This is a genomic window from Sphingobium sp., assembly GCA_035196065.1.
Classification (GTDB): Bacteria; Pseudomonadota; Alphaproteobacteria; order Sphingomonadales; family Sphingomonadaceae; genus Sphingorhabdus_B; species Sphingorhabdus_B rara.
On record CP136575.1, the window covers coordinates 2,218,220 to 2,244,919 of the forward strand.

General features: G+C 57.6%; 26 protein-coding genes and 1 tRNA gene. 8 read left to right on the forward strand and 19 right to left on the reverse strand.

Features of this window, described 5'->3' with window-relative positions; translation table 11 throughout:
- Window positions 1–5 precede the first annotated feature (5 nt).
- From nuoI to tkt, 18 genes are all read right to left on the reverse strand, one after another.
- On the reverse strand, window positions 6–494 hold the full coding sequence (gene nuoI / locus RSE16_10595) for an NADH-quinone oxidoreductase subunit NuoI (protein WRH75154.1): 489 nt from the start codon (window positions 492–494) through the stop codon (window positions 6–8).
- Window positions 491–1,537 (reverse strand): NADH-quinone oxidoreductase subunit NuoH, encoded by a 1,047-nt coding sequence (nuoH, locus tag RSE16_10600; GenBank protein ID WRH75155.1) that lies wholly within the window; start codon window positions 1,535–1,537, stop codon window positions 491–493. The genes nuoI and nuoH overlap by 4 nt, the downstream gene beginning before the upstream one ends.
- Entirely contained in the window at window positions 1,534–3,534 is a 2,001-nt protein-coding gene (nuoG, locus tag RSE16_10605) for an NADH-quinone oxidoreductase subunit NuoG (GenBank protein WRH75156.1), read from the reverse strand. The genes nuoH and nuoG overlap by 4 nt, the downstream gene beginning before the upstream one ends.
- A gap of 3 nt (window positions 3,535–3,537) precedes the next feature.
- Window positions 3,538–4,836, reverse strand: a complete 1,299-nt coding sequence (gene nuoF / locus RSE16_10610) for an NADH-quinone oxidoreductase subunit NuoF (GenBank protein ID WRH75157.1) — start codon at window positions 4,834–4,836, stop codon at window positions 3,538–3,540.
- Window positions 4,833–5,501 (reverse strand): NADH-quinone oxidoreductase subunit NuoE, encoded by a 669-nt coding sequence (nuoE, locus tag RSE16_10615; protein WRH75158.1) that lies wholly within the window; start codon window positions 5,499–5,501, stop codon window positions 4,833–4,835. Before nuoE ends, nuoF begins: the two co-directional genes overlap by 4 nt.
- Window positions 5,501–5,806 carry a nuclear transport factor 2 family protein gene (locus RSE16_10620; protein ID WRH77347.1) on the reverse strand — a complete coding sequence of 102 codons (306 nt, stop codon included), beginning with the start codon at window positions 5,804–5,806 and terminating at the stop codon, window positions 5,501–5,503. Before RSE16_10620 ends, nuoE begins: the two co-directional genes overlap by 1 nt.
- Window positions 5,807–5,829: 23 nt before the next feature.
- A complete protein-coding gene (locus RSE16_10625; protein WRH75159.1) occupies window positions 5,830–7,041 on the reverse strand; it encodes an NADH-quinone oxidoreductase subunit D in 1,212 nt (403 codons plus the stop codon).
- The gene (locus tag RSE16_10630; GenBank protein ID WRH75160.1) at window positions 7,038–7,655 is read right to left on the reverse strand and encodes an NADH-quinone oxidoreductase subunit C; all 618 of its coding nucleotides are present in this window, start codon (window positions 7,653–7,655) and stop codon (window positions 7,038–7,040) included. The genes RSE16_10625 and RSE16_10630 overlap by 4 nt, the downstream gene beginning before the upstream one ends.
- The gene (locus RSE16_10635) at window positions 7,652–8,188 is read right to left on the reverse strand and encodes an NADH-quinone oxidoreductase subunit B family protein (GenBank protein ID WRH75161.1); all 537 of its coding nucleotides are present in this window, start codon (window positions 8,186–8,188) and stop codon (window positions 7,652–7,654) included. Before RSE16_10635 ends, RSE16_10630 begins: the two co-directional genes overlap by 4 nt.
- Entirely contained in the window at window positions 8,179–8,553 is a 375-nt protein-coding gene (gene ndhC / locus RSE16_10640) for an NADH-quinone oxidoreductase subunit A (protein ID WRH75162.1), read from the reverse strand. The genes RSE16_10635 and ndhC overlap by 10 nt, the downstream gene beginning before the upstream one ends.
- A gap of 130 nt (window positions 8,554–8,683) precedes the next feature.
- Window positions 8,684–9,502: an inositol monophosphatase family protein gene (locus tag RSE16_10645; GenBank protein ID WRH75163.1), complete on the reverse strand. Its 819-nt coding sequence runs from the start codon at window positions 9,500–9,502 to the stop codon at window positions 8,684–8,686.
- 124 nt (window positions 9,503–9,626) lie between these two features.
- Window positions 9,627–10,190 carry an elongation factor P gene (gene efp / locus RSE16_10650; GenBank protein ID WRH75164.1) on the reverse strand — a complete coding sequence of 188 codons (564 nt, stop codon included), beginning with the start codon at window positions 10,188–10,190 and terminating at the stop codon, window positions 9,627–9,629.
- A 79-nt stretch (window positions 10,191–10,269) separates the two neighbouring features.
- Entirely contained in the window at window positions 10,270–10,893 is a 624-nt protein-coding gene (gene thiE, locus RSE16_10655; protein ID WRH75165.1) for a thiamine phosphate synthase, read from the reverse strand.
- A 9-nt stretch (window positions 10,894–10,902) separates the two neighbouring features.
- Complete coding sequence (locus tag RSE16_10660) at window positions 10,903–11,562, reverse strand: O-methyltransferase (GenBank protein ID WRH75166.1); 660 nt, start codon at window positions 11,560–11,562, stop codon at window positions 10,903–10,905.
- Window positions 11,563–11,593: 31 nt separating this feature from the next.
- Window positions 11,594–12,481: a fructose bisphosphate aldolase gene (locus RSE16_10665; GenBank protein ID WRH75167.1), complete on the reverse strand. Its 888-nt coding sequence runs from the start codon at window positions 12,479–12,481 to the stop codon at window positions 11,594–11,596.
- Window positions 12,482–12,569: 88 nt separating this feature from the next.
- Window positions 12,570–13,766 carry a phosphoglycerate kinase gene (locus RSE16_10670; protein ID WRH75168.1) on the reverse strand — a complete coding sequence of 399 codons (1,197 nt, stop codon included), beginning with the start codon at window positions 13,764–13,766 and terminating at the stop codon, window positions 12,570–12,572.
- A 107-nt stretch (window positions 13,767–13,873) separates the two neighbouring features.
- On the reverse strand, window positions 13,874–14,881 hold the full coding sequence (gap, locus tag RSE16_10675; GenBank protein ID WRH75169.1) for a type I glyceraldehyde-3-phosphate dehydrogenase: 1,008 nt from the start codon (window positions 14,879–14,881) through the stop codon (window positions 13,874–13,876).
- 14 nt (window positions 14,882–14,895) lie between these two features.
- A complete protein-coding gene (gene tkt / locus RSE16_10680) occupies window positions 14,896–16,863 on the reverse strand; it encodes a transketolase (GenBank protein WRH75170.1) in 1,968 nt (655 codons plus the stop codon).
- Between the two features lie 194 nt (window positions 16,864–17,057).
- Between tkt and RSE16_10685 the strand changes: the two genes are divergently transcribed.
- The 4 genes from RSE16_10685 (at window position 17,058) to RSE16_10700 (ending at window position 18,586) form a co-directional block, all read left to right on the forward strand.
- Window positions 17,058–17,255, forward strand: a complete 198-nt coding sequence (locus RSE16_10685; GenBank protein WRH75171.1) for a hypothetical protein — start codon at window positions 17,058–17,060, stop codon at window positions 17,253–17,255.
- Window positions 17,248–17,586 carry a cell division protein ZapA gene (locus tag RSE16_10690; GenBank protein WRH75172.1) on the forward strand — a complete coding sequence of 113 codons (339 nt, stop codon included), beginning with the start codon at window positions 17,248–17,250 and terminating at the stop codon, window positions 17,584–17,586. Before RSE16_10685 ends, RSE16_10690 begins: the two co-directional genes overlap by 8 nt.
- 203 nt (window positions 17,587–17,789) lie before the next feature.
- The gene (locus tag RSE16_10695; GenBank protein ID WRH75173.1) at window positions 17,790–18,359 is read left to right on the forward strand and encodes a 5-formyltetrahydrofolate cyclo-ligase; all 570 of its coding nucleotides are present in this window, start codon (window positions 17,790–17,792) and stop codon (window positions 18,357–18,359) included.
- The gene (locus RSE16_10700; GenBank protein ID WRH75174.1) at window positions 18,356–18,586 is read left to right on the forward strand and encodes a DUF2842 domain-containing protein; all 231 of its coding nucleotides are present in this window, start codon (window positions 18,356–18,358) and stop codon (window positions 18,584–18,586) included. The genes RSE16_10695 and RSE16_10700 overlap by 4 nt, the downstream gene beginning before the upstream one ends.
- Here RSE16_10700 and RSE16_10705 read toward each other — a convergent pair.
- Window positions 18,575–18,651 (reverse strand) — tRNA-Asp (locus tag RSE16_10705). The two genes, RSE16_10700 and RSE16_10705, sit on opposite strands and share 12 nt — an antisense overlap.
- Before the next feature lie 266 nt (window positions 18,652–18,917).
- Between RSE16_10705 and RSE16_10710 the strand changes: the two genes are divergently transcribed.
- From RSE16_10710 to RSE16_10725, 4 genes are all read left to right on the forward strand, one after another.
- On the forward strand, window positions 18,918–19,937 hold the full coding sequence (locus RSE16_10710; protein WRH75175.1) for a hypothetical protein: 1,020 nt from the start codon (window positions 18,918–18,920) through the stop codon (window positions 19,935–19,937).
- Window positions 19,934–20,398: a hypothetical protein gene (locus tag RSE16_10715; protein WRH75176.1), complete on the forward strand. Its 465-nt coding sequence runs from the start codon at window positions 19,934–19,936 to the stop codon at window positions 20,396–20,398. The genes RSE16_10710 and RSE16_10715 overlap by 4 nt, the downstream gene beginning before the upstream one ends.
- Before the next feature lie 68 nt (window positions 20,399–20,466).
- A complete protein-coding gene (locus RSE16_10720; protein ID WRH75177.1) occupies window positions 20,467–21,549 on the forward strand; it encodes a DUF11 domain-containing protein in 1,083 nt (360 codons plus the stop codon).
- A 110-nt stretch (window positions 21,550–21,659) separates the two neighbouring features.
- Window positions 21,660–26,690 (forward strand): hypothetical protein, encoded by a 5,031-nt coding sequence (locus RSE16_10725; protein WRH75178.1) that lies wholly within the window; start codon window positions 21,660–21,662, stop codon window positions 26,688–26,690.
- The last annotated feature ends 10 nt before the right edge of the window (window positions 26,691–26,700 follow it).

Here is a 26,700-nt window from a genome sequence, read left to right on the forward strand (position 1 = left end):
GCCCCTTATCGATACGGCGCATCGGCGGCAAGGTTCGCGGCAATCGCACGCTCCCACTTATCGCCATTAGAAAGAAGCTTCGCCTTATCGTAGAGAAGTTCCTCGCGCGTTTCGGTAGCAAATTCGAAATTCGGGCCTTCGACAATCGCATCGACCGGGCAGGCTTCCTGGCAGAAACCGCAATAGATGCACTTGGTCATATCGATGTCGTAACGCGTCGTGCGGCGGCTGCCATCATCACGCGGTTCGGCCTCAATTGTGATGGCCTGTGCCGGACACACCGCCTCGCACAGCTTGCACGCGATGCAGCGTTCTTCACCATTGGGATAGCGGCGCAGCGCATGCTCACCACGAAAACGTGGTGAGAGCGGGTTCTTTTCGAACGGATAATTCACCGTTGCCTTGGGCTTGAAGAAATACTGCAAGGTCAGCCAATGCGCCTTGATGAATTCCCAAAGCGTAAAGCTTTTGATGAGATGGGCGATAGTGGTCATGCGAAATGCCCCGTGAACATCAGATAGCCTGAAACGATGCAGACCCATAGCAGAGAGATCGGCAGGAAGACTTTCCAGCCCAAGCGCATCAGCTGGTCATAGCGGTAGCGCGGCACAGTGGCCTTCACCCAGGCGAATATGAAGAAGATGATCCAGATTTTGAGGAAGAACCAGAGGATACCGGGAACCATATAGAGCGGTGCCCAATCAACCGGCGGCAGGTAACCACCCCAGAAGAGGATCACGGTCAGCGCCGACATCAAGAGGACGTTGGCATATTCGCCGAGCCAGAAAAGCGCGAAGCTCATCGAGCTATATTCGGTCTGGTAACCCGCGACCAATTCGCTTTCCGCCTCAGTCAAATCGAAGGGAGCGCGCGCAGTTTCCGCCATCGCGCTGATCAGGAACATCACAGCAATCGGGAAGAGCAGCGGATTGAGGCCGAAGGCGTTTATAAAGCCAAGCACATGGCCGCGCTGCGCCTCAACGATACCGCTGACGTTGAACGTCCCAGCCCAAAGCACGACGCAGATCAGGATGAAGCCGATTGAGACTTCGTAGGAAATCATCTGCGCCGCAGCACGCATCGCCGAAAAGAAGGGATATTTGGAGTTGGACGCCCAACCCGAAATCACGACACCATAAACGCCTAGGCTGCTGATCGCGAGGATATAGAGCAGACCGACATTGATGTTCGACAAGACTACGCCAGCACCGAACGGGATCACTGCCCATGCCATCAGCGCAACGGTGAAGGTAATGATCGGGGCAATGAGGAACAGGCCGCGGTTCGAAGCCGACGGAATGATCGTTTCCTGAAGGAAAACCTTAAGGCCGTCTGCGAAGGACTGAAGCAGACCGAACGGGCCGACAACATTGGGGCCGCGGCGCAGCGCAAACGCCGCCCAAAGCTTGCGTTCGGCATAGATGATCATCGCAACGGCCAGCATCAGCGGCAGAGCGATCAAGAGGATGCCAGATATCGTCGCGGTAAACCACGCCCATTCATAGGACATGCCGAGGGATTGGAAGAATTCAGTCATTCTGCCGCCTCCAGAAATTCTTCGCCATGCACCAGTTCAGCCGAGCAGCGCTGCATCGTCGGCGATGCGCAACAGATGCTGTTGGTCAGATAGAAATCCTTGATAGGGTAATCGGCGATCTTGCCGCTGACATCAGCCGGTAATTTGGGTTCCGACCAGCCATAATCAGCCAACCCTTCCTGCCCGAGTGTGGGCACAGCCTGCGCCATGGCATTACGCAGCGCATCAAAGCTGTCAAAGGGCAGACGCTTGCCAAGAACATCGGACAGGGCCCGGAAAATCGCCCAATCCTCACGCGCGTCGCCCGGCGGGAAGACCGCACGTTCGCCGCGCTGAACGCGCCCTTCAAGGTTCACATAAGTGCCGCCCTTTTCGCTATAAGCAGCGCCCGGCAACACGACATCGGCATGCTTTGCGCCATTATCGCCATGATGGCCGACATAGACCTTGAAGGTCTTGGCGAAGAGGCCGTAATCGACCTCATCCGCGCCGAGAAAGAATGCCAGCTTGGGCTTTTTCGCAGCGAGCGCCTTGATCCCGCCATCAAAGGCATAGCCAAGCATCAATCCGCCCATCCGCGCAGCAGCGAAGTGGAGGACGTTGAAGCCATTCCAACCGTCTTTGACCAGCTTGTACTTCTTGGCAAACGCAAGCGCAGCGCCGTGCACGCCTTCATAACGCAGCGCGCCACCACCAACGATGATCGCCGGGCGCTCTGCACCTTTCAGCGCGTCGGCCAAAGCCTTGGGGGCTTTGGCGAGCGCAGCCAGATCATCGCCCAGCCATTCAACCTTGTAGGTCAGATCGGTCTCGGGCCCGATGGCAAAAACCTTCGCACCCTTTTTGCGGACAGCTTTCTGGATGCGGGTGTTTACCAACGGCGCTTCACGACGCAAGTCGCTGCCCACCAGCAGGATCACATCGGCATTTTCGATACCTGCGATCGTGGTGTTGAAATTCACCGCAGACAGCGACGATGTGTCATAGGCAAGGCCGGTCTGGCGACCTTCTAGCATGGCCGAGCCGGCCAGCTCACGCGCGGCAAACATGGTTTCGCAATCGACCATATCGCCTGCCACCACAGCGGCTTCGTCCGACCAAACTGCCTTGATCGCGTCAAATGCTTCCTGCCAGCTGGCGGCAACCAATTTGCCATCCTTGCGGACATAGGGCTTGTCGAGGCGGCGATGGGTCAGGCCGTCAACGGCATGGCGCGTCTTGTCGTGCGCCCATTCTTCGTTGACGTCTTCGTTGATACGCGGAACCGCGCGCAAGACCGCCCTGCCCCGGCTATCGAGGCGGATGTTCGTGCCCACGGCGTCCATCACGTCGATCGCGGGGGTCTTTTTCAGTTCCCAAGGCCGCGCTTCAAAAGCGTAAGGCTTGCTTGTCAGCGCACCGACCGGGCACAGATCAATCACATTGCCTGAAAGTTCGCTCGTCACCGCCTTTTCGAGATAGCTGGTGATCTGCATATTCTCGCCGCGATAGATCGCACCGATTTCCTCGATGCCCGCAACTTCTTCGGCAAAGCGGACGCAGCGGGTGCACTGAATGCAGCGGGTCATCACCGTCTTGACGATGGGGCCCATATATTTCTCGGTAACAGCGCGCTTATTTTCATCATAACGCGATGCACCGCGGCCATAGGCAACCGACTGATCCTGCAAATCGCATTCGCCGCCCTGATCGCAAATCGGGCAATCGAGCGGGTGGTTGATGAGCAGGAACTCCATCACCCCTTCACGCGCCTTTTTGACCATTTCGCTGTCGGTGCGGATTTCCTGTCCCTCTGCGGCGGGCAGCGCACAGCTTGCCTGCGGCTTAGGCGGCCCGGGCTTCACCTCGACCAGACACATGCGGCAATTGCCAGCGATGCTCAGCCGTTCGTGATAGCAGAAACGCGGGATTTCTTTTCCGGCCAGTTCGCAAGCCTGCAGGACGGTTGCGCCTGCCGGAACTTCGAGTTCAACGCCGTCTACGGTTACCTTTGGCATAACTTACTCCGCCGCCTCCAGCATCTGGCCGCCATTGGCATCGGCTATGCGGCGTTCGATCTCGGGCCGGAAATGACGGATCAGGCCCTGAATCGGCCATGCCGCCGCGTCGCCCAGCGCGCAAATAGTGTGGCCTTCAACCTGCTTGGTCACCTGGAACAGGGTGTCGATTTCCGACACATCGGCATTGCCTTCACGCAGCCGTTCCATCACGCGCCACATCCAGCCTGTGCCTTCGCGGCAGGGCGTGCACTGGCCGCAGCTTTCATGCTTGTAGAAATAAGACAGGCGAGCAATCGCGCGGACGATATCGGTCGATTTGTCCATCACGATCACTGCTGCAGTGCCAAGGCCAGAGCCAAGTTCACGCAGACCGTCAAAATCCATCGGCGCGTCCATGATCTGCGCGGCCGGAACCAATGGAACCGAAGAACCGCCGGGGATCACAGCTAGCAAATTGTCCCAACCGCCGCGGATGCCGCCGCAATGCTTTTCGATCAGCTCGCGGAACGGGATGCTCATCGATTCTTCGACAACGCATGGTTTGTTCACATGGCCCGATATCTGGAAAAGCTTGGTACCCTTGTTATTTTCACGCCCGAAGGAACTGAACCATTCGGCCCCGCGACGCAGGATGGTCGGCGCAACCGCGATCGATTCAACATTGTTCACCGTCGTCGGGCAGCCATAAAGGCCTGCACCTGCCGGGAAAGGCGGCTTCAGACGCGGCTGACCCTTTTTGCCTTCCAGGCTTTCGATCATCGCGGTTTCTTCGCCGCAGATATAGGCGCCGGCACCGCGATGGACGAAGACATCAAAATCATAGCCGGACTTGGCGGCGTTCTTGCCGATCAGGCCAGCGGCATAGGCCTCTGCCACTGCGGCTTCGAGGACTTTTGCCTCATAAATATATTCACCGCGAATATAGATATAGGCTGCACGCGCACGCATTGCGAAGCCCGCGACCAGCGCGCCTTCGATCAGTTTGTGCGGATCATGGCGGATGATTTCACGATCTTTGCACGAACCAGGTTCGGATTCGTCAGCATTGATAACGAGGAAACTGGGCCGTTCCGGCGTCGGGTTCTTGGGCATGAAGCTCCACTTCATACCCGTCGGGAAGCCAGCACCACCACGCCCGCGCAAACCCGATGCCTTGATGACATCGATGATCGCGTCTGGCCCGGCCTTGAGCAAGTCCTTCGTCTTGTCCCAGTCGCCACGCTTTTGCGCCGCTTTCAGCCCCCAATCCTGAAAGCCGTACAAATTGGTGAAAATGCGGTCTTTATCCTGAAGGCTCATTTCCATGCCTTCCTATAATCATGGTTGGCGTCGACCATTTCGTTCAGCGTCGTCGGGCCGCCTTCAGGGCAGCTGACTTGACGGTCAATCTGCGGGCCGATCTTCACCGGCTTTCCATTGGCAAGCGCATCGAGCAGCGCCGACATGCTGTCATAGGTCAGGTCTTCGAAATTATCGTCGTTGATCTGCACCATCGGGGCATTGGCACATGCACCTAGGCACTCGACTTCATTGAGCGTAAACAAGCCGTCAGGCGTCGTTCCGCCCTTAACCAGCCCCTTATTCTTGCACGCAGCCATGACATCGTCGGAACCGCGCAGCATGCAGGGCGTCGTCCCGCAGACCTGCACATGATAGCGGCCGACGGGCGCCAGATTGTACATGGTGTAGAAGGTCGCAACCTCATAAGCGCGCATATAGGGCATGCTGAGATAGGCAGCGACATATTCTATCACCGGAACAGGCAGCCAGCCTTGTGTATTCGTTTCTGCGCCGACCTGCCGCTGAGCCAGATCGAGCAGCGCCATCACAGCCGACTGCTGACGCCCAGCGGGGTAGCGAGCAACATACATTTCTGCGGTCTTCTTGTTTTCAGCCGAAAAGGCAAAACCGCCCCATTTGGCGCGGGTTTCGGCTTCGTCAGGAATGTGGGCAGCTTCGGCCATTATCGGACAAACTCCACGCGCGACACCTTGTCGCCTTCAAAACTGTAAATCGACACGACTTCGAACGGTTCGGCATTTGCAGAACGAAATACGCGCTCGTGCAGCGCAACAAATTCACCCAACTCATAACCCTTCAGGATTTCGGCGCGGTTCTCCGGATATTCGGCGAACATAGCCTTCAACCCGCTGCGCGTACCTTCCTTGCCTTCACGGACAACGGCACCGCGATAGCCGGCTTCGCAAGCATCATCGGTCATCAACGACACATACGCGTCTGCATCCTGCGCGTTATAATACGCGATCATCTGTTCAGCGATGGCAAGTTTGCTCACCGGTCACACTCCCCGAATACGATGTCGAGCGCGCCAATGATCGCAGTCGTATCTGCCAGCATATGCCCCTTCGACATCATGTCCATCGCCTGCAAATGGCTGAACGCGGTCGGGCGGATCTTGCAGCGATAGGGTTTGTTGGTGCCATCCGAAACCAGATAGACGCCAAATTCACCCTTCGGACTTTCGGTAGCGACATAGACGCTGCCCTCGGGCACATGAAAGCCTTCAGTGTACAATTTGAAGTGATGGATCAGCGCTTCCATCGACTGCTTCATCTCGGCGCGCTTCGGCGGCACGATCTTGCGATCATCGCTCGACACCGGGCCTTCTGGGATTTGCTGCAGGCACTGTTTCATGATGCGGATTGACTGCCGCACTTCCTCAACGCGGACCATGAAGCGGTCATAGCAATCGCCCTTGGTGCCAACGGGAATGTCGAACTCCATCTTCGCATAGACATCATAAGGCTGTGACTTGCGGATATCCCAGGGGATCCCCGCACCGCGGATCATCGGACCTGAAAAGCCCCATTTAATCGCGTCTTCCTTGCTGACAAAGGCGATGTCGACGTTGCGCTGTTTGAAGATACGATTGTCGACGACGAGCGACATTGCATCCTCGAACAAGCGCGGCAAACGGTCGTCCAGCCAGTCAGCAATGTCGGTGAGCAGCTTCAGCGGAACATCCTGATGGACCCCGCCGGGGCGGAACCATGCGGCGTGCATGCGCGCGCCCGATGCCCGTTCGAAAAAGCCCATGCAATCTTCGCGCGCTTCATAGAGCCAGAGGCCTGGCGTCATCGCACCGACATCCAGCGCATGGTGCGCAAGGTTGAGAAGATGGTTGGAAATGCGTGTCAATTCTGCGAACAGCACACGCAGATATTGCGCCCGCAGCGGCACTTCGAGATTCAGCAGCTTTTCAACAGCCAGCACATAGCTATGTTCCATCGCCAGTGGCGAGGCATAGTCTAGTCGGTCAAAATAAGGCAGCGCCTGCAAATAGGTTTTATGCTCAATCAGCTTTTCGGTGCCGCGATGCAGCAAGCCGATATGCGGATCAAGCCGTTCGATAATCTCGCCGTCCAATTCCATGACGAGGCGGAGAACGCCGTGCGCCGCAGGGTGCTGTGGACCGAAATTGATCGTGTAGTTCTGGATGACTTCATCGCCCGTTGTCGGCGCGAGATCTTTCTGGAGGCTCATTTGCTTGCTCCCTTCTCGTCACCAGGCAGCACATAATCTGCGCCTTCCCAAGGGCTCATGAAATCAAAGTTACGGAAATCCTGCGGCAGTTGCACCGGCTCATATTTCACGCGCTTTTCCTCTTCGGAATAACGCAGTTCGGTAAAGCCGGTCAGCGGGAAATCCTTGCGCTGCGGATGGCCGACAAAACCATAGTCAGTCAGGATGCGGCGCAGATCGCTGTTTCCAGCAAACAACACGCCATACATGTCGAACACTTCGCGTTCGAGCCAGCCTGCTACCGGCCAGATGCCTGTAACCGAAGGCACCGGCACATCTTCATTGGTTGCGACATGAACGCGGATGCGATGGTTCTTGGTAAGGCTGAGCAGCATGTAAACAACCTCGAACCGCGGGTCGCGATCGGGCCAGTCCACGCCGGCAATTTCCATCAATTGCTGATACGCGCAAACATCGCGCAACTGGGTCATCGCCTCGACAAGGCGATCAGCCTTCACATGAACCGCGATTTCACCATGCGCTTCCTCGACACCGAGCAAATCCTTGCCAAGCGCCTTTTTGATCGCGGCGACTTCACCCTTGGGGGCATGAATGGCGGGGGCAGGACTGCTCATCGTTCAAGCGTCCCTACGCGGCGAATCTTACGCTGCAACTGCATGATGCCGTAAAGCAGGGCTTCTGCGGTCGGCGGGCAACCGGGCACATAGATATCGACCGGTACGATCCGGTCGCACCCGCGAACAACACTGTAGCTATAATGGTAATAGCCGCCGCCATTGGCGCAGCTGCCCATCGAAATCACATATTTGGGTTCCGACATCTGGTCGTAAACCTTGCGCAGTGCCGGGGCCATTTTGTTGCAGAGCGTGCCAGCAACAATCATCACGTCCGACTGGCGTGGCGATGCGCGCGGCGCGATACCAAACCGTTCAAAATCGTAACGCGGCATATAACCATGGATCATCTCAACCGCGCAGCAGGCCAGACCAAAGGTCATCGGCCACAGCGAGCCGGTGCGAGCCCAGTTGAACAGATCTTCTGTCGAAGTGACGACGAAACCCTTTTCGTCCATCTCGCTCGACAGATCATTGAAAAATTCCGCGTCAGGCGCACTGCCCGCTGCCGGCGCTTGCTGGATTACTCCCATTCGAGCGCTCCCACTTTCCAGGCGTAAATAAAGCCGATCACCAGTTCAAAGAGGAAAATCATCATCGTTCCCCAGCCAACCCAACCGGTATCACCCAAGCTAACTGCCCAAGGGAAGAGGAAGGCAGCTTCCAGATCAAAGATGATGAACAGAATAGCGACCAGGTAGAAACGTACGTCAAACTGGCTGCGCGAATCCTCGAACGCGGGAAAGCCGCATTCATATTCGGCCAGCTTCGCCTCGCTCGGCTGGTGCGTACCCGTCAAGCGGGCAACACCCATCGGCAAGAAGACGAAAAGGCTCGACAATCCCAGCGCGAACACCAAGAAAATCATGATCGGCAGATATTGCGACAGATCAGTCACGCGGCGCATTTCCAGCTATAGTTTTACTCCAGCGCGCCCTAGACAGGGGCGGCGGCAGAGGCAAGTGCAAAGGCGCTTATTTTGGATGAGTTTTCCGCAGAAAAGCTTGTTGCGAACCAGTCGCAGAAACTTAACGGATACCGTCAACCAACAGCTTGTGCAGCTTGCTGTGCAACTGATCATTGGCTGCCAAGACCTGCGCGTCAGCGATAATCGGCGAACGTCCGCGATAATCGGTAACGAAGCCCCCAGCCTCACGCACCAACAGGCATCCTGCCGCCGTATCCCATGGCGAAAGATCGCTTTCCCAAAAAGCGTCGAAACGTCCGGCTGCTAACCATGCAAGATCAAGGCTGGCCGCGCCAAAGCGGCGAATGCCGGCAACTTCAGGGGCAACCGAGGCATAAATCTTGCCCCATTCTTCAAAATCGCCATGCCCCTTATAGGGTACGCCGGTCGCAACCAGCGCTTCATTAAGCTTGCGCCGCGCGGATACACGAAGCCTTTTGTGCCCAAGCCATGCGCCCTTGCCACGCTCTGCCCAAAAACTTTCATCGGTAATGGGGTTATAAACCAGCCCCATGTAGAGATCGCCCCAACCCGAACCATCGGGCTTCGGATCCTGTACCGCAATTGAGATTGCGAAATGCGGTATGCCGTGCAGAAAGTTGCTGGTGCCATCCAGCGGGTCGACGATGAAGCGCGGCTTGCCAGGCGCGCCAGCAATGTCGCCGCTTTCCTCCATCAGAAAACCCCAGTCAGGCCGGGCTTTTTCCAGCTCTCGAAACAGAGTGTCTTCGGCCTGCTTGTCCGCCTTTGACACGAAATCCGCCGGTCCCTTCATGGACACCTGCAGATGTTCGATCTCGCCAAAATCTCGGCGCAGCTTGCTACCCGCCTTGCGGGCCGCTTTTTCCATGACGGACATCAGGCCCGATAATGCTGGCATGCTATATACTCCATTCCCGCAGGCCGAGCGACAGACCTAAGCCAGTCACTCAGCAGAGCGGGAGAAATTTTCCGGAAGGGTATGCCTTCCCCGACCCCGCCCGCATAGGGACGGAGCAATTGAATCAATCCGCCTTGCGGACATATTCCCGTTCGTAAACGTCAACGACAATACGCGTGCCCGAGCTGATGAATGGCGGAACCATCACGCGGACGCCATTGTCGAGGATTGCAGGCTTGTAGCTGGAAGATGCAGTCTGGCCTTTGACGACAGCATCGGCTTCAACGATCGTGGCTTCAATGGTGTCGGGCAAGGCAACCGAAAGCGCCTCATCATCATACATTTCCATGACGACATCCATGCCGTCCTGAAGGAAGGCAGCCGCGTCACCCAGCAAGTCAGAGGGCAAGGTCACCTGATCATAAGTTTCCTTGTCCATGAAAACCAGATTATCGCCTTCCGCATAAAGATATTGGAAGTCCTTCTGGTCAAGGCGAACCCGCTCAACGGTTTCAGCCGAACGGAAACGGACGTTGTTCTTACGACCATCGCGCAGATTCTTGAGTTCGACCTGCATATAAGCACCGCCCTTGCCGGGCTGCGTATGCTGGATCTTCACTGCACGCCAGATGCCACCTTCATATTCGATGATGTTGCCCGGACGAATTTCGACGCCGCTGATTTTCATGAGATAACTCGCTTGACTATGGAAAGAGCTTGGCACGCAACACGGGCCGTTGGCGGCGCCTTTAGCGGCGAGCGCGACTTTAGGCAAGCAGCGCGTTGAACGCCTTTACCGCCGCAGCCGGACCATCAGCATAGTTCCAGACGCCTGAACTGACCGCAATGAAATCCGCGCCGGCATTAATCACTTCGCTCGCATTTTGGGTGGTGATGCCGCCAATGGCGACGCAAGGCACTTCGGTGAATTGCGACCAGAGCTCGACCGTTTCGATCTCGGCTTGATGCTTGACCTCTTTGGTGCTGGTCGGGAAGAACGCGCCAAAAGCCACATAATCTGCGCCGGCCTCGGCCGCCTCCATCGCCAGATGACGGCTATTGTGGCAGGTGACGCCGATCTGGGCATCGCGGCCCAATATGTCCCTGGCCTCACGCGGATCGCCATCCTCTTGCCCCAGATGGACACCATCTGCGCCAATCCGCTTTGCCAGAGAAATACTGTCGTTCACGATGAATGCGACATCATGGCGCGCACAGATTTCCTGCAAAGGCGTGGCCAGTTCGGCCGCCTTGTGCTGGTCGATGCCCTTCACGCGAAACTGGAAAGCGGCGACTGGTCCGGCTGTCAGCGCCTCTTCAAGACGCACGGGAAAATCTCCATCAACGTTGAGCGGGGATATCAGGTAAAGCTGGCATTTATAATCTGTCATGACCCGCCCTTAGCAGACTTGCACAAGGAGGAAACCGTCCCATCCTTTGCTGCCGACTGTTTGCAACACAGTGGCATTTAGGCGCGGATGGCGCGAAACATGTTCATACAGCCTTCGCGTACCCGCAACGCGAGGGTCATTATTGGCTTCATCCACAATCGCGCCACCGCGCACAACATTGTCAACAATAATCGTCGTACCCGATCGGCCTAGCCGAATGGCCTCTTCAACATAATTGGCGCTGCCCTGCTTGTCGGCATCGATAAAGACAAAATCGAAAGGATCAGCGGGCTGCATCGCCGCCAGGCTGTCTTTCGCAGGCCCGACCCTGATCTCGACCTTGTCTGAAAACCCTGCCCGCGCCAGATTCTCTGCGGCAACACCCGCATGTTTGCGATCAACCTCTAGCGTCAGCAAGCGGCCATCTGCAGGCAGCGCTCGTGCCAACCATATGGTAGAATAGCCACCCAGCGTGCCAATTTCGAGGATGTGCCGTGCACCGGCCATCTGGGCGAGAAGCATCAGCATCTTACCGAGCGCCGGAGAAACATCGATGGGCGGCAAGTTGTTGGCGGCGTTGTTTTCAAGCGCCGCCTTTAGCACAGCATCGCTGCCAAGCAGCTTTGCCTCGATAAACTGGTCAACCTCGGTCCAGCTGGCGTCGCTCATGCAACGCCCGTGCGAGACCGATTTGACACTGTCAAGCGATGGACGCGCGGTAAATGGCTTCGATCGCTTCATCGAGCGATGCGTCAAATTCATCGTCGCTCATCTGATAGCGCAGGTCTTCGAGAAGTGCGCGGCTGAACGAGGCAATGATGCCATGATTTTTCGCAAGCTCAGCGCATGCTTCAGGGCGCTTATAACCGCCCGAGAGCGCAACCACGCGGAGCACCTTGGGGTGATTCACCAGCGGATCGAACTTACCGGCTTCGACCGGAAGCGACAGTTTCAGCATGACCTGCTGGTCAGCACCCAGCGCATCCAATTGCTTGAGAATTTCTTCCAGCAGAATCGCATCGCATTCGGCGCGCGTCTCGCTCTTGATGTTCACCTCAGGCTCGATCATAGGCATCATGCCATGCGACAAAACCTGTTGGCCAATTTCGAACTGCTGCGCGACAACGGCTGCGATCCCGTCCCGGTTGGCCGAATTGATCACCGACCGTTCTTTGGTGCCATAAACGCCGAGCGCCTTTGACCGTGTGAGCAGCGCATCAAGCTCTGGCATCGGCTTCATCATCTGCACGCCATTGGCCTCGTCTTCGAGACCTTTGTCGATCTTGATGAATGGTACCACCCCCTTTGCGATCAACGCAGCCGGCGTCGGCTTTCCATCGACCTGACCATCCATGGTACGTTCGAACAGGATTGCACCAATGACCCGATCACCCGTGAAAGATTTCGACCGGATAATCCGCGAACGCATTTCATGAATGAGGCCAAACATTTCCTCTTCGCTCGACCAGGCGCTTTCATCAACACCATAGCCAGCAAGCGCCTTGGGCGTCGATCCGCCGCTCTGGTCCAATGCGGCAATAAAGCCTTGGCCGGCGGCAATTTTGGCGGTCATGTCAGCGCTGTTCATGGAAGCTCCCTGTGTCAGATGCATACGTATGTCCGACGCATTAACGTGAATGGCGCGATTCCGCAACCGGCACTAGAAACCGAAAATATCAGCTTTTTTGAAGTGCTTTCACGCCCGGCAATTCCTTGCCTTCCATCCATTCGAGGAAGGCCCCGCCGGCGGTTGATATGAAGCTGAAATCTTCGGTCACACCGGCATGGGCCAGCGCAGCAACAGTATCGCCTCCGCCTGCGACCGACACCAGCGAACCTTCTTTCGTCAGGGCCGCCGCGGTTCGGGCCAATGCAACGGTCGCCATGTCGAAAGGCGCAATTTCAAAGGCGCCCATCGGGCCATTCCACACCAGCGTGCGGCAGGTTTTCAGCACATCGGCGAGCGCCTCGACCGCGGTAGGGCCGACGTCGAGGATCATCTCATCTTCGGCAACTTCATGAACATTCACCGTGCGGACGGGCGGGTTGGCACGAAATTCTTTCGCCACCACGACGTCATAGGGCAGATGCACGGTGCAACCTGCTACATCGGCTGCCTCCAGAATCGCGTTCGCCGTATCAGCCAGATCATGTTCGCACAGCGACTTGCCTACATTAACGCCGCGCGCCGCTAGGAATGTATTGGCCATGCCGCCACCGATGATCAGATGGTCAACCTTGGTCACAAGATTGTTCAGCACATCAAGCTTGCTCGAAACCTTTGCACCGCCGACCACAGCGGCCACGGGATGCTCGGGGTTGCCAAGTGCTGCTTCCAACGCCTTCAACTCGGCTTCCATAGAGCGACCGGCATAGGCTGGCAGAAAATGTGCCAGGCCTTCCGTGGTCACATGGGCACGATGCGCCGCTGAAAAGGCATCGTTCACATAGAGATCACCATTGGCGGCGATCGCCTTGGCAAGCTCAGGATCATTCTTTTCTTCACCGGGCCAGAAACGGCTGTTCTCTAGCAGTGCAACATCACCATTGGCCATGATATCAACCGACTGTGCGACCACGTCGCCAGCGATTTCGGGCACGAACATGACCTCCCGACCTAGCACTTCCTGCAAGGCATCAAGCGTCATCGAAACCGACATTTCGCTGTGCTTCGCACCCTTTGGACGGCCAAAATGGGCCAACAACAGCACCTTTGCCCCCTTAGCCGACAAATCATTGACCGTCGGAGCCAGCGCGTGAATTCGCGTCAGATCAGTGACCCGACCATCCGCCATGGGAACATTGAGGTCAACACGCACCAGCGCACGCTTGCCGCTGAGGTCACCCAGATCGTCAATGGTATTGAAGCCCATAAGTTCACTCCCTCAGCCGGGCAAAGACTGGCTCCTGCCCGATATTGTCCCTGCCGACATCCCGCTCTGGGCTGCCCTAGCTTGGCCAGCCCCAACGCGGATTTCGGTTAGATCAGCTTTGCCATCACGCCGGCAGTATCGACCATGCGGTTCGAGAAACCCCATTCATTGTCGTACCAGCTGACCACGCGGGCAAGCTTTCCTTCGAGAACGGTTGTCTCAAGGCTGTCGATTGTCGAACTGGCCGGGCAATGGTTATAATCGATCGAAACCAGCGGCTCATCCGAATAAGCAAGCACGCCCTTCAGCGGGCCCTCCGCTGCAGCCTTCAGCGCGGCGTTCAGTTCTTCTGCAGTGGTATCGCGCGACGGTGTGAAGGTCAGGTCAACAAGGCTGACATTGGGCGTCGGCACGCGAATTGCCGAACCATCCAGCTTACCCTTCAGTTCAGGCAGTACTTCCGCAACGGCGCGGGCGGCACCAGTTGTCGTCGGGATCATAGACATGCCAGCGGCACGGGCGCGGCGCATGTCACTGTGAATCTGGTCAAGGATCTTCTGGTCGTTTGTATAAGCATGGATCGTGGTCATCAGGCCGCGCTCAATCCCGACGGTTTCATGCATCACCTTCGCCAAAGGAGCGAGGCAGTTGGTCGTGCAGCTGGCATTGGACACAATGGTGTCCGATGACGTCAAAACGTCATGGTTAACGCCATAAACAACGGTTTTGTCGACATTTTTAGCCGGTGCGGAGATCAAAACGCGTTTGGCGCCGGCGGTCAGATGCTTGCCGGCACTTTCACGATCCGTGAAGAAACCGGTGCACTCAAGAGCAATGTCGATGCCGTTGGCGCCATGCGGCAGATTGGCAGGGTCACGTTCGGCAGTGACATGGATGCGCTTACCATTCACGATAATGTCGTTGCCGTCGGCTTCAACCGTACCGGGAAATGCGCCATGGACACTGTCACGCTTGAAAAGCAGCGCGTTTGACTTGGCATCGGCCAAATCATTGATGGCCACCAATTCGAGATCATGGTCGGTCCGCTCAAGGATCGCGCGCGCCACCAGACGGCCGATACGTCCGAAACCGTTGATCGCAACTTTGGTAGTCATATCAAATACTCCCTTTAAGCCATTAATTTTGAATGGATTTTGGAAACAATATTCTCAACCGAGAACCCGAAATAATCATAAAGTGCTTCGGCTGGCGCAGATGCCCCGAAACTGTCGATGCCGATATTGATGCCATTGGGGCCGGTGTAGCGCTGCCAACCCAGTGTAACGCCTGCTTCGATCGATACAATCAGAGCGTCGGACGACAGCAGATCGGCCCTGTAGGCTGCGTCCTGCGCATCGAATAATTCCCAACTCGGCATCGAAACCACGTCCGCGCCCTGTCCTTGTGCTTCAAGCGCATCGGCAACCTTGGTGGCAAGCTCGACTTCAGATCCGGTAGCGACCAGAACCACCTTGCGCGGTGCCGCAGCGGCGCGCAGACGATAGGCGCCAAGCGCACAGCGGTTTTCGGCGGCTTCGCTGCGCAGTTGCGGCAAATTCTGTCGTGACAGAGCGAGAAGCGAGGGGCCATCGGTGCGATCTAGCGCCAATGCCCAGCATTCGGCGGTTTCGACGGCGTCGCAGGGCCGCAGAACCAGCAGGTTCGGCATCGCCCGCAAGCTGACAAGATGCTCGACCGGCTGGTGGGTCGGGCCGTCCTCGCCAAGGCCGATGCTGTCATGGGTCATCACATAAACAACACGCTGATGCTGGATTGCGGAAAGGCGAATGGCGTTGCGGCAATAATCCGAAAACACCATGAATGTACCGCCATAGGGGATGATCCCGCCATGCAACGCCATCCCGTTCATGGCCGCCGCCATCCCGAATTCGCGAATGCCATAATAGACATAACGACCCGAATAATCCTCGCGCGTCATGGCAAGTGTGGATTTGGTCTTGGTATTGTTAGAACCGGTAAGATCTGCAGACCCGCCGACCAATTCGGGCAGCGCAGCGGTCAGCGCTTCAAGCGCCATTTCCGATGCTTTGCGCGTGGCCACCTTTGCCGGGTTGGCAAGCAAATTATCTACATAGCTGCGGATCGCGCCATTGCCATCAACCGCACCGCTTAAACGGCGTGCGAACTCATCCTTTGATGAGCTTGATTCAAAACGCTTTTGCCAGTCGTCGCGCGATGCGGAACCGCGCTGTCCAGCGGCCCGCCAAGCATCGAGAATATCGGCAGGCACCTCAAAGGGAGGATATGCCCAGCCCAACTCGGCGCGGGTCGCGGCGATTTCATCTGCGCCTAACGGCGAGCCATGGGTTGCCGAAGTCCCCTGTTTATTGGGCGATCCCTTGCCGATCAGCGTACGGCAGGCGATCAGCGAAGGACGATCATCGGCAAGCGCGGCGTCAATCGCCCTTGAAATATCTGCAAAATCATGACCGTCACAACTTTCGACATGCCAGCCAGTTGCGACGTAGCGCGCGGCAACATCTTCGCTGGTGGAAAGGTCGGTGCTGCCATCGATGGTAATGCGGTTGTCATCCCAAAGAACGATCAGCCGCCCAAGCCGCAAATGGCCGGCAAGACCGATAGCCTCATGATTGATGCCTTCCATCAGGCAGCCGTCACCGGCGATCACCCAGGTGCGGTGATCGACCAGATCATCGCCAAATTGACCGTTCAGATGCCGTTCGGCCATCGCCATGCCGACTGCCATGGCAAGCCCCTGCCCCAGCGGCCCGGTGGTCGATTCAACCCCTTCAAGCTCCGTATTTTCCGGATGACCGGCGCATGGGCTGTGCAACTGACGGAAATTGCGAATGTCATCGATGGTCGGCTTTGCATAGCCGCTGAGATACAGGGTCGAATAGGCCAGCATCGAGCCATGACCCGCCGAGAGGACAAAGCGATCACGATCCGGCCATTTCGGCGCAGATGCGTCATATTTCAGATATTTGCTGTAAAGAACGGTCGCCACATCGGCCATGCCCATGGGCATCCCTGGATGTCCGCTATTCGCGGCCTGAACGGCATCCATTGACAGCGCCCGGATTGCGTTGGCCATCATCTGAAGATTGGCGGACATGCAAACTACCCCTTCACCGCGTCGCGGCGCGGCGCCTTTACAAGCATTTTTCCAGTTGACCGCACGAGTCGGTTCGCGCCCCCTTTGCGGAGCGCAATGGGCAGGGTCAACCCCATGCCGCGACAAATTCCCTCCAAGCGCCGTTGCCAAAAGCGTCGAATTTGTTAGTTTCCGCGAAGAACGGGGTGCAAGCTATGGCAGATCAATTATTGATGCAGGCAATTGGCAGGCTTGAAAGAGCCGTTTCCAAACTTGAAAATACACCCTTGCCCGCGAACGCGGTCGACAACCCGGACCTTCTGCGCCGTCATGATGCGTTGAAGGCGGCTGCGGGTGATGCCATTGCGCGCATTGACAGCTTGCTGGCACAACAAGGGCAAGCGAATGGCTGAAGTCCGTCTCACAATTGCAGCCCGCGAATATATCGTCACCTGTCGCGATGGCGAGGAAGGACGTCTAGTCGAACTCGGCCAGATGGTGGATGCGAAGGTACGTGAAGCCGGGGGTAGTGCCGGCGGATTGAACGAAAGCCGCCAATTGCTGTTTGCTGCGCTCCTACTGGCAGACCAGTTACACGACAATGGTGGCAATTCAGCGTCAGGTAAGACAAGTGCGGGCATTTCAGCCGAACTTGCGACGCAGATGGCGCAAACCATCGATAAACTAGCCGCACGCGTCGAATCTTTTGCCGCAGGGCTTGAGGAACAGGCGACCTCTGCCTAAATGGGAGGTGGCGGGACTGCCCGGCACGAACTGAAGCGAACATCCCTGAGGCGATAAATCAATCCTTGGGAGCTGTCCCTGCTCTGGCCACTATGGTAACATGGGGGTCAGGGATATATGGTGCCCACCTGACGTACTGGCGTCAGAGGATATTCCGGGAAACGACCCATGGTGGTTCCGTCACAATTACAAAGGCTTCCCATGTGACTTCACAGGATGACAAGGCCTCTCTGCGCCGTTTTTTCCGCACCCGCCGTACCCAATTTGTACAATCCATGACCGATCGTGAACGCGCGCTCGCCTTTGGCAAGATGCCGTCGCCGCTCGTCCGATTATGCACGCCCAAAAAGATTGTGGCAGGTTATGTCGCCGTCGGGTCAGAGGTGGATCCATCACGCCTATTGGCAGAGGCAGAGGCGCTGGGCTGCACGCTCGCCCTGCCCCATGTGACCAGCCGCGCCGCGCCGATGCGATTTCTCCGATGGGAGACCGGCATGCCTCTTGTCGAAGGCCCTTTCGGTCTTTCACAGCCTTTGGAGGACGCAGAACCGGTCGTTCCCGATATCGTGCTTGTGCCGCTTCTGGGGTTTGACGACGAATGTATGCGTCTTGGTCAAGGCGCCGGCCATTATGACCGCGCGCTGAGTCTGCTGGATGATGCCGTCGCCGTCGGTCTCGCTTGGTCCGTGCAGCATTCCGAACATTTGCCCATTGACTCGTGGGACGAACCCATGGACGCAATTCTAACCGAACAGAGCTGGATAACGCGATGAATCATCCCAATCCCCCGCCCCCGCCCACCTGGCGCAAACCTGCGGGCGTTTTCGCAATGCTATCTTTGATTGCAGTGGTGTCGCTGATCGTGGTCAGTCTATCCGACACGATCGGTGCGTTGCCGATATGGGCGCAGTCGCTCATATACCTGTTCGCCGGAACAATCTGGATTGCCCCGTTACGGCCATTGATGATCTGGATGGAAACCGGAAAATGGCGCGAGTGACGGGGCTCGAACCCGCGACCTCCGGCGTGACAGGCCGGCGCTCTAACCAACTGAGCTACACCCGCTTGATGCGGTGAGCGCGCTGTTAGAAGGGGCTGCTCCGACTGTCAACAGCGAGAATGCGGCAAGCTAAATTTTTGTCGACAATTTAACGACAAAGCCGCTGCCCGATTGCTCAAAAACTTGCCGCTCGGTTTACCATTTACATTCGATTTTACAAAAATCGACACGATATCTGGCATTTTTACCTATTATTTTTCGTCACTTATCTACTTAACGCTCCACTCCCCCCCTTAACCTTTTCTTGACCCTCTTTTGAGATAAGAGCGGCATGAAAAGGACCGCTTTCTACCCCTCATCGCACCGCAGCGCATTTTTGCGCCCCGGTCGCCTGTCTGTAATCACGCTGCTCGCAAGCGCCGCCTGCATCACGCAACCTGCGTTTGCAGCGGGTACGCTTGCCGGCACGAACATCGAGAATATTGCCACCGCCAGCTTTGATGTTGGAGCAGGCACCGTGGACATCCAGTCCAACGCTGCGGTGATTCTTGTCGACGAATTGCTGGACGTAACCGTCACCAGCAGCGATCCCGGCGATGTCGCCACAACCAATGGCGCGACCAATACTGCTCTCACTTATCGGGTAACGAACAATGGCAACGGCCCTGAAAGCTATCGCCTGACGCCCAATGTCGCCAATGGCGGCGACGATTTCGATCCCGTCTTTGCGCAGATCGTTATCGATGCGAACAACAACAATGTTTATGATCCCGGCGTTGACACTGTTTATGTCGCCGGCACCAATGATCCACTATTGGCACCCGACCAAGGTGTTACAATATTCGTCTTGACCAACATTCCGGCGACGCAGACCAACGGGCAGCGTGCCAATGTCAGCGTCACTGCAGCCGCAACCACCGGCACGGGTGCCCCGGGCACGACCTTTGCCGGCCAAGGCCAGGGCGGCGGCGATGCTGTTGTTGGCACCAGCGGCGCAGAAGGGGAAGCCAGCGGCTTTCTGCGCGTCGATGCGGCCTCTGTGGCGCTTGCCAAGTCGGCAGCCGTTGTCGATCCATTTGGCGGAAGCAACGCGGTTCCGGGTGCAACAATCACCTATACCATCACAGCAACCGTAAGCGGTGCGGGCAGCCTGACCAATCTGGTCGTCAACGATCCGATCCCTGCGGGCACCACTTATGTCGCCGGCAGTCTGGCGTTGCAGTCGACTTTGCTGACCGACGCGGCCGATGCTGACGCCGGCAATTTCAACGGTTCGCGGATTAGCGTCGCCTTGGGGAATGTCCCGGCGGGTCAGACGCGCACCATAACTTTCCGGACGGTAATCCAGTGATCAAATATGCCATAACTGCACTCATCGCGACCCTAGCCGCGCTTCCCGCCTTCGCGGGACCGCTCGAGCTTGCCAGCGATGTTTTCGTCGAGCGCGCGCAAAAGCGTGCCGATGGCAGCGTTGCGACCGTGCTCGAAGCGCCGAAGCTGGTGGTTCCTGGCGATCAATTGGTCTTCATTGTCCGTTATAAGAACACAGGCACCGCGCCGGCTTCGAAGCTGAGCGTAACCAATCCGATACCGCAGGCCGTGGCTTTCTCGGCAACTGCAGACGGCACCGAAATCGTTTCGATCGATGGCGGCAAGAGCTGGGGCTTTTTGTCGCAATTGAAGGTGCCGATGGCGAACGGCTCGTTCCGCACCGCGCTGCCGTCTGACGTGACACACTTAAAATGGAATTTGAATCAAACGCTTGCTGCGGGTTCCGCAGGCAAGCTTGTCTTTCGGGGGGTCGTCAGATGACCCCCCACCGAAACCGCACCGATTGCTGCGGCAAAAGCAATCGCACTTAACGCAACCGGAGAATAAGCATGACCAGTAAGCTTAGAACCCTCGTTGCCTCAACTGCACTTGCCGCGGTTATCGGGGTTTCCTCCCCGGCTTTCGCAGTAGGGACCAATCAGGGCACCGATATCACCAATAGCGTAACCGTGAACTACCAGGTCGGTAGCGTCGCGCAAACGCCTGTCACCAGTAACACCGACATGTTCGAAGTTGACCGCAAGGTTGCCTTCACCGTTGTCGAACGCACAACCATCGGGACGACTTCGGTCAATCCGGGCCAAACCGTGCAACAGACGGCGTTTACGCTGACAAACCTGTCGAACGATATTCTCGATTTCGACCTGACAGCGGCCAACTTGACCACAGGGACGGCAACCCCGCGCGGAACCGACGCCTTTGACGTCACCAGCCTGCTGATCTGCCTGGATGCGGACAATAACAACGTCTGCGATGCTGCAGCAACGGCAACGCTATCGGTGAACGATCTTTCGGCCACAACCGGAAGCAACAGCATCAACGTGCTGGTGCTCGGCAACGTTCCCTTGACCGCCACAAACGGCCAGATTTCGGGCGTTCGCCTGACCGCGACTGCACGGTTCAGCAATGGCACGGCCTTTGTTCTCGCCGGTCCCGGCCAGAACATCTCGACCGACGCAAATGCCAACGTCGCAAATGCCGTCGATACCGTCCTTGCCGATAGCGGCCGTGATGGCGTCGAATCCGCACTCGATGACTATACCGTTCAGGCAGCGACGCTGAGCGTCTGGAAATCGAGCCGTGTGGTCAGCGATCTTGTAAGCGCCAGCAATCCGAAGGCCTTGCCGGGCGCAACTGTCGAATATTGCATTTCGGTTCAGAATAGCGGCGGTGCTGCGGCGACCAACGTGGCAATCGAGGACATACTTCCGGCTAATACGACTTATGTCGCGTCGTCGATCCTCCTCAACGGCACTGTTACCGGCCATGGCACGGCTGCCCAAGCCTGTTCTGCAGGCACAGCCGGAGGCAGCTTCACGGCCACGCCTTCGCCACGGGTCAGCGGCACGCTGGCCAGTGTGGCCGGCGGTGGCGGCGTCAGTGCACTGATCTTCCGCGTCACAATCGACTGATAAAGAGCAGGCGGGGGAGCGGTTTACCCGATTCCCCGCCTGTTTCGCAGATAATGGTGTTAACCAAACTTATCAGACAGCGCGCAGGAACGCTGGCGGCAGCAAGCCTTATGGCTGCCGCCTGCCTTCCCGCGCATGCGCAATCCTTGCCCGATACAATCAGCAATGTTGCGCAGGCGGAATGGACTGCGGGCGGCCAAACACTGATCCGGCCCTCCAACAGTGTCGAAATCGCTGTCAAACGGGGCAGTGGACAAGGTGCGAAGCTCGAACTTTACCGATTTGCTGGGGCAAATGGGACGGAGACCACCAATTTAGCGCCAACTATGTGCCAAGGCACAAATGGACCGGTGCCGGTGGCCTTGCACGGCGTATTTGCCGATTTGCCAACCAACCCCGCCGTCCTGGCCCGCACCACGTCTATCCGGGCGGGCGAGCCGTTGGTGCTCAAGATCACCGCGCCAAACAAAAATATCAATCCGCGCAGCATTGACAGTTTCAATGCAGACGTCAGAGCCGACGATGGCGATGTCGAACGTCTGACATTCACCGAAACAGCGCCCAATTCCGCTATTTTCATGGCGATGATCAATACGAGCGCGATTCCACCCGCGTCGGTCGCCGGCGACTGCGTTTTGTCAGTCAGGCCGGGCGCACAGCTCAGTTTGGAACTTGATGACGTCCAAAGCGGCAACGTCATCGATCAGGGCCAGGTCGATATTCTTGTCGATCCCTTTGGCCTAACTTTCGACAGTGCCGATGGCGCGCCTGTAGATGGCACCCAGGTCACAATTGTCGATGCCGCGACCGGTGCGCCAGCACAGGTGTTTGGTGACGATGGCGCATCCGCCTTCCCCAGCACCATCATTACAGGCAGCACGGTAACCGACAGCGGTGGTCAAACCTATGTTTTTGAACCAGGATTCTACCGATTCCCGTTCTTAAGACGTGGCGACTACCGGCTGATCGTGTCCCCAGTGGCACCCTACACCCACCCATCAGTGGCGACCCCTGCCGAAATCTCGGTACTGACAAGGCCCGATGGCGGGCGATTTGTGATCGCCCCGGGATCTTATGGTGGTATCATCACGCTGAATGATCCGGCCCCGGTGCGTATCGACATTCCACTCGATCGACCCGGCGATAGCCTGCAATTGCAAAAATCGACCTCGGCGACCACGGCGATGCCCGGCGATGTCGTGCAATATCGCATTGAAATCCGCAATCCGGACCGGACGCGCACCAGCGGACCGGTGACTGTTACAGATTTATTGCCTGATTCCATGCGTTTACGGGTTAACAGCCTGCGCTATAACGGCACCCCAATCGCGCCTGTCGCCAGCGCGGATGGCAAGCAATTTTCCGTCACCCTGCCCCCTTTACCTGGCGCCGGAACGGGACTTTTGACCTATCTGACGGAAGTAAGGATCGACGCACGCCCTGGCGATGCCGTCAATCGTGCTTCGGCACGCGATAATCGCGGGACTAGCAGCGAAATCGCCGACGCATCCGTGCGCATCATACGCGATGGCATCAGCGAGCGTTTCACGATCGTCGGCCGTATCACAGACGGTGGCTGTGGTATCAATCCGCGGCAGGCGAAGGGTATAAGCGGCGTTCGCGTGATGCTGCAGGATGGCACCTACACCATTACCGACGTCGATGGCCGCTACCATTTCGAAGGCGTAATTCCGGGGCTCCATGTCGTGCAGGTTGATCCGTCAACTTTCCCGCTGGATCGGGCCCCAATCAACTGTGCGAAAAACAGCCGCAGCGCAGGAAGTGCGATATCGCGCTTCGTCGAAGGCCGCGGCGGCAGCCTGAAACGCGCGGATTTCCGTGCACATGCGGTCGCCCCACGCGCCAATTCGGTCCGCCAGATCGCACGTCCGGTCGAACAAAATGCGGAACAGCGCAGCATTGCCGGTGGTGAGAAAGACTGGGTTGCGGGGCAAGTTCCCGGAACCGAATTCCTATTCCCGGGCGTCGGACACAACCCGCCGGTTCCCGCGATCCGTGTTGCATTCAAGCATGCCCGTAACGAACGGATTGAGCTTTCCCTCAACGGAAAACCTGTCGATCCATTGAACTTCGACGGTATCAAGCGTGGCGCCGAAGGGCAGGTCAATGTCAGCACCTGGCGGGGTGTCGAGCTGGAAGCCGGCACAAACAAGCTTGTCGCCCGAGTGCTTGACGCAAATGGAGCGGAAACGGGCAAGTTTGAACGCGAAGTGCATTTCGCGACGCCCGCAATCCAGGCCCAGTTTATCAAGGAAAAATCGCTTCTGCTCGCCGATGGCGTCAACCGCCCACGTATCGCCGTGCGCTTGACAGACCGCACAGGCAAACCGATTCAGCCCGATGCTGTCGGCGCATTCAGCGTCAGCGACCCCTATCGCCCGGCCGTCGAAATCGATGCCCAGCAGGCCAACCAACTTTCAGGTCTGGAACGTGCAGCACCCGTGTGGCGCGTGATCGGGGAAGACGGGATCGCCTATATCGAACTCGAGCCGACCACGGCATCGGGCACTGTGGCGATCAGCTTTGACTTCCTCGACGGACAGGTGAAGCACAGCCAGCGCGTCGAAACATGGCTCGATCCCGGTGATCGCCCTTGGACCGTCGTCGGCTTTGCCGCGGGCACCATCGGTTTCAACAAGCTGGAACAGGGCCTTGAGGATCTGGCTGGCGATGAAGACCCGCTGAATGTCGATGGTCGCATCGCCCTCTATGCCAAGGGCCGAGTCAGCGGCAAATGGCTGATGACGCTCGCCTATGACAGCGACAAAAAGGCCGATGACGCCCGCTTTGCCGGCACCATCGATCCGCGCCGCTACTACACGGTCTATGCCGACCGCAGCGAACAGCGCTATGACGCGGCATCGATCCGCCGCCTCTATCTGAAGCTGGAGCGGCCGCAATTTTACGCGCTGTTCGGCGACTATCAAACCGGCATCGATGAACCCCAGCTTGCGCGTTATCAGCGCAGCTTCAACGGCATCAAGGCAGAGTATCGCAGCGATGATGTGCATGCACAGGTCTTTGCCGCAGATACGCCTTACCGCTATCGTCGCGATGAAATCCAGGGCACCGGCCTTAGCGGGCCCTATGCGCTAAGCGCGCGCGACATCTTTGCCAACAGCGAGCGGATCACACTTGAAACCCGCGATCGCCTGCAATCAAACATCATTGTCGAACGCAAGCAGCTGATGCGTCACATCGACTATGATATTGATTATGCGAGCGGCACGTTGCGGTTCCGTGAACCGATCTTGTCGCGCTCTAGCGGTCTCGATCCGCAGTTCATCATCGCCGAATATGAAGTCGATGGCGTTGGCGAGCGTGTGAACAATGCCGGCGGACGTGTGAAATGGCAATCGGCTGACCAGAATCTGCAAATCGCCGCGACCGCGATCCATGACGAGACTGACAGCGACAAAACCAATCTTGTCGGTGCTGATATCCGCTATCGCCCTGCAGCCGGGACGGAATTGCGCGCTGAATTCGCCGCGACCGATGGCCAGGCCCGTGCGCGTAGTGCAACACCCGATGCCGGCGGCGCCAGTGCGTTGCTGCTTGAAGCAGAACATCATGGCCCGAAATTCGACCTACTCGGCTACTACCGCCGCCAAAGCGCTGGGTTCGGCGTGGGGCAGACCAATCGCAGCGAATTGGGCGCCGAAAAATTTGGCCTCGACACGCGCTATCGCCTGACGGACAAGCTTTCGATCTCGGCGCTTGGCTATCAGGAAAACTATCTCGACAACAATGCCCGCCGGATCGCAGGCACGGCAGAGGTCGAATATCGCAACGCCGACGCGTCGCTGCGCGCCGGTCTGACCCATGCCAATGACCGGCTGGACGATGGCACGACCAACCAGTCAACATTGGCCCGGATCGCAGGTTCGTACCAATTGACCCAAAAACTGGAGGTCAGCGCGCAGACGGAATTTGCCATTGGCGGCCAGGACGAGAGCATTGACTTCCCTGCCCGTCACAGCGTCGGTGCGCGCTATGCAATCCGAAACGACATCGCATTGATCGGCAGTTATGAAATTGCCAAGGGCGAGAAGGTTGATGCCAAAACTGCCCGCATCGGTTTCGATATCGCACCATGGAGCGGCGGCCGCATCCTAGCGAGCGCGAACCAGCAGGATATCGGCGAATTTGGCGCACGAACCTTCGCTTCCTATGGCCTTGCCCAGTCGTTCCGCATCAACGACAAATGGTCGCTCGATTTCACCCTTGATGGCAATCAGACCGTCGGCGGCTTTGATCGCAGCGACGTGATCAATCCACTACAGCCGGTTGCTTCGGGCGGATTCCTGGGCAGCGACGGGACGCTGAGCGAAGATTTCGTCGCAGTCACTGGCGGCGCAACCTATCGTGGCGATGACTGGAGTTGGACGGGACGAGCCGAATGGCGCGATGGCGACACCACGCAGCGTTATGGCTTTACCACCGCGATCCTGCGCGAAATCGGCGAAGGCCGCGCCGTTGGCGGTACCTTCAACTGGTTCAAGGCGCAGCAGCAGGGCGGCGCGCAGACCATGACAGCTGACGCAGAAATCAGCTGGGCCCATCGCCCCGCCGACAGCCAATGGGCATTGCTCAACAAAACCGAATTTCGCAATGACGCCGTGAAGAATGCAGTCGCCGGCTTGCCCGGGCCGGTTGGCGGCGCACCGTTGCTGGTCAGCGGCGATGTGAAATCCGACCGCGTAATCAACAGCCTGTCGGTCAACTACACGCCGATCGACCAACGAGACGGCAATTTCATCGAGCGCGGTGAATATGCACTGTTTTGGGGCACGCGCTATACCAGCGAACGTTTCGGCGAAGACGATGTCAAAGGCTGGAGCAATGTGATCGGCGCCGACCTGCGCTTTGACCTTTCCGACATTGCCGATATCGGTGCGTCGGGAACGGTGCGCGTCGGCACATCGGGCAAGACTGTTGCCTGGTCGGGTGGCCCAACGCTGACGGTAACGCCTTTTGAAAATGCCAATGTCACGATCGGCTATAACTTTGTCGGCTTCAAAGACCGCGATTTCGAGGAAAGCCGCTACACACGCAGTGGCCCGTTCCTCACATTCAAGCTGAAGTTCGACCAGACCAGCCTTGCCGGATTCAAATTCTGATCGGCCATTG

Excerpts from the sequence above, each read along its gene's own strand:
- nuoI (WRH75154.1), bottom strand. The coding sequence starts at position 494 with ATGACCACTATCGCCCATCTCATCAAAAGCTTTACGCTTTGGGAATTC.
- RSE16_10660 (WRH75166.1), bottom strand. The coding sequence starts at position 11,562 with ATGAGCGACGCCAGCTGGACCGAGGTTGACCAGTTTATCGAGGCAAAG.
- RSE16_10710 (WRH75175.1), top strand. The coding sequence starts at position 18,918 with ATGAAAAGGACCGCTTTCTACCCCTCATCGCACCGCAGCGCATTTTTG.
- tkt (WRH75170.1), bottom strand. The coding sequence starts at position 16,863 with ATGTCCGCCAATCTTCAGATGATGGCCAACGCAATCCGGGCGCTGTCA.
- gap (WRH75169.1), bottom strand. The coding sequence starts at position 14,881 with ATGACTACCAAAGTTGCGATCAACGGTTTCGGACGTATCGGCCGTCTG.
- nuoF (WRH75157.1), bottom strand. The coding sequence starts at position 4,836 with ATGAGCCTTCAGGATAAAGACCGCATTTTCACCAATTTGTACGGCTTT.
- nuoE (WRH75158.1), bottom strand. The coding sequence starts at position 5,501 with ATGGCCGAAGCTGCCCACATTCCTGACGAAGCCGAAACCCGCGCCAAA.
- thiE (WRH75165.1), bottom strand. The coding sequence starts at position 10,893 with ATGACAGATTATAAATGCCAGCTTTACCTGATATCCCCGCTCAACGTT.
- RSE16_10670 (WRH75168.1), bottom strand. The coding sequence starts at position 13,766 with ATGGGCTTCAATACCATTGACGATCTGGGTGACCTCAGCGGCAAGCGT.
- RSE16_10625 (WRH75159.1), bottom strand. The coding sequence starts at position 7,041 with ATGAGCCTCCAGAAAGATCTCGCGCCGACAACGGGCGATGAAGTCATC.
- RSE16_10630 (WRH75160.1), bottom strand. The coding sequence starts at position 7,655 with ATGAGCAGTCCTGCCCCCGCCATTCATGCCCCCAAGGGTGAAGTCGCC.
- RSE16_10645 (WRH75163.1), bottom strand. The coding sequence starts at position 9,502 with ATGCCAGCATTATCGGGCCTGATGTCCGTCATGGAAAAAGCGGCCCGC.
- efp (WRH75164.1), bottom strand. The coding sequence starts at position 10,190 with ATGAAAATCAGCGGCGTCGAAATTCGTCCGGGCAACATCATCGAATAT.
- RSE16_10720 (WRH75177.1), top strand. The coding sequence starts at position 20,467 with ATGACCAGTAAGCTTAGAACCCTCGTTGCCTCAACTGCACTTGCCGCG.
- nuoG (WRH75156.1), bottom strand. The coding sequence starts at position 3,534 with ATGCCAAAGGTAACCGTAGACGGCGTTGAACTCGAAGTTCCGGCAGGC.
- RSE16_10635 (WRH75161.1), bottom strand. The coding sequence starts at position 8,188 with ATGGGAGTAATCCAGCAAGCGCCGGCAGCGGGCAGTGCGCCTGACGCG.
- RSE16_10685 (WRH75171.1), top strand. The coding sequence starts at position 17,058 with ATGGCAGATCAATTATTGATGCAGGCAATTGGCAGGCTTGAAAGAGCC.
- RSE16_10700 (WRH75174.1), top strand. The coding sequence starts at position 18,356 with ATGAATCATCCCAATCCCCCGCCCCCGCCCACCTGGCGCAAACCTGCG.
- RSE16_10620 (WRH77347.1), bottom strand. The coding sequence starts at position 5,806 with ATGATCGCGTATTATAACGCGCAGGATGCAGACGCGTATGTGTCGTTG.
- RSE16_10725 (WRH75178.1), top strand. The coding sequence starts at position 21,660 with ATGGCTGCCGCCTGCCTTCCCGCGCATGCGCAATCCTTGCCCGATACA.
- RSE16_10690 (WRH75172.1), top strand. The coding sequence starts at position 17,248 with ATGGCTGAAGTCCGTCTCACAATTGCAGCCCGCGAATATATCGTCACC.
- RSE16_10665 (WRH75167.1), bottom strand. The coding sequence starts at position 12,481 with ATGAACAGCGCTGACATGACCGCCAAAATTGCCGCCGGCCAAGGCTTT.
- nuoH (WRH75155.1), bottom strand. The coding sequence starts at position 1,537 with ATGACTGAATTCTTCCAATCCCTCGGCATGTCCTATGAATGGGCGTGG.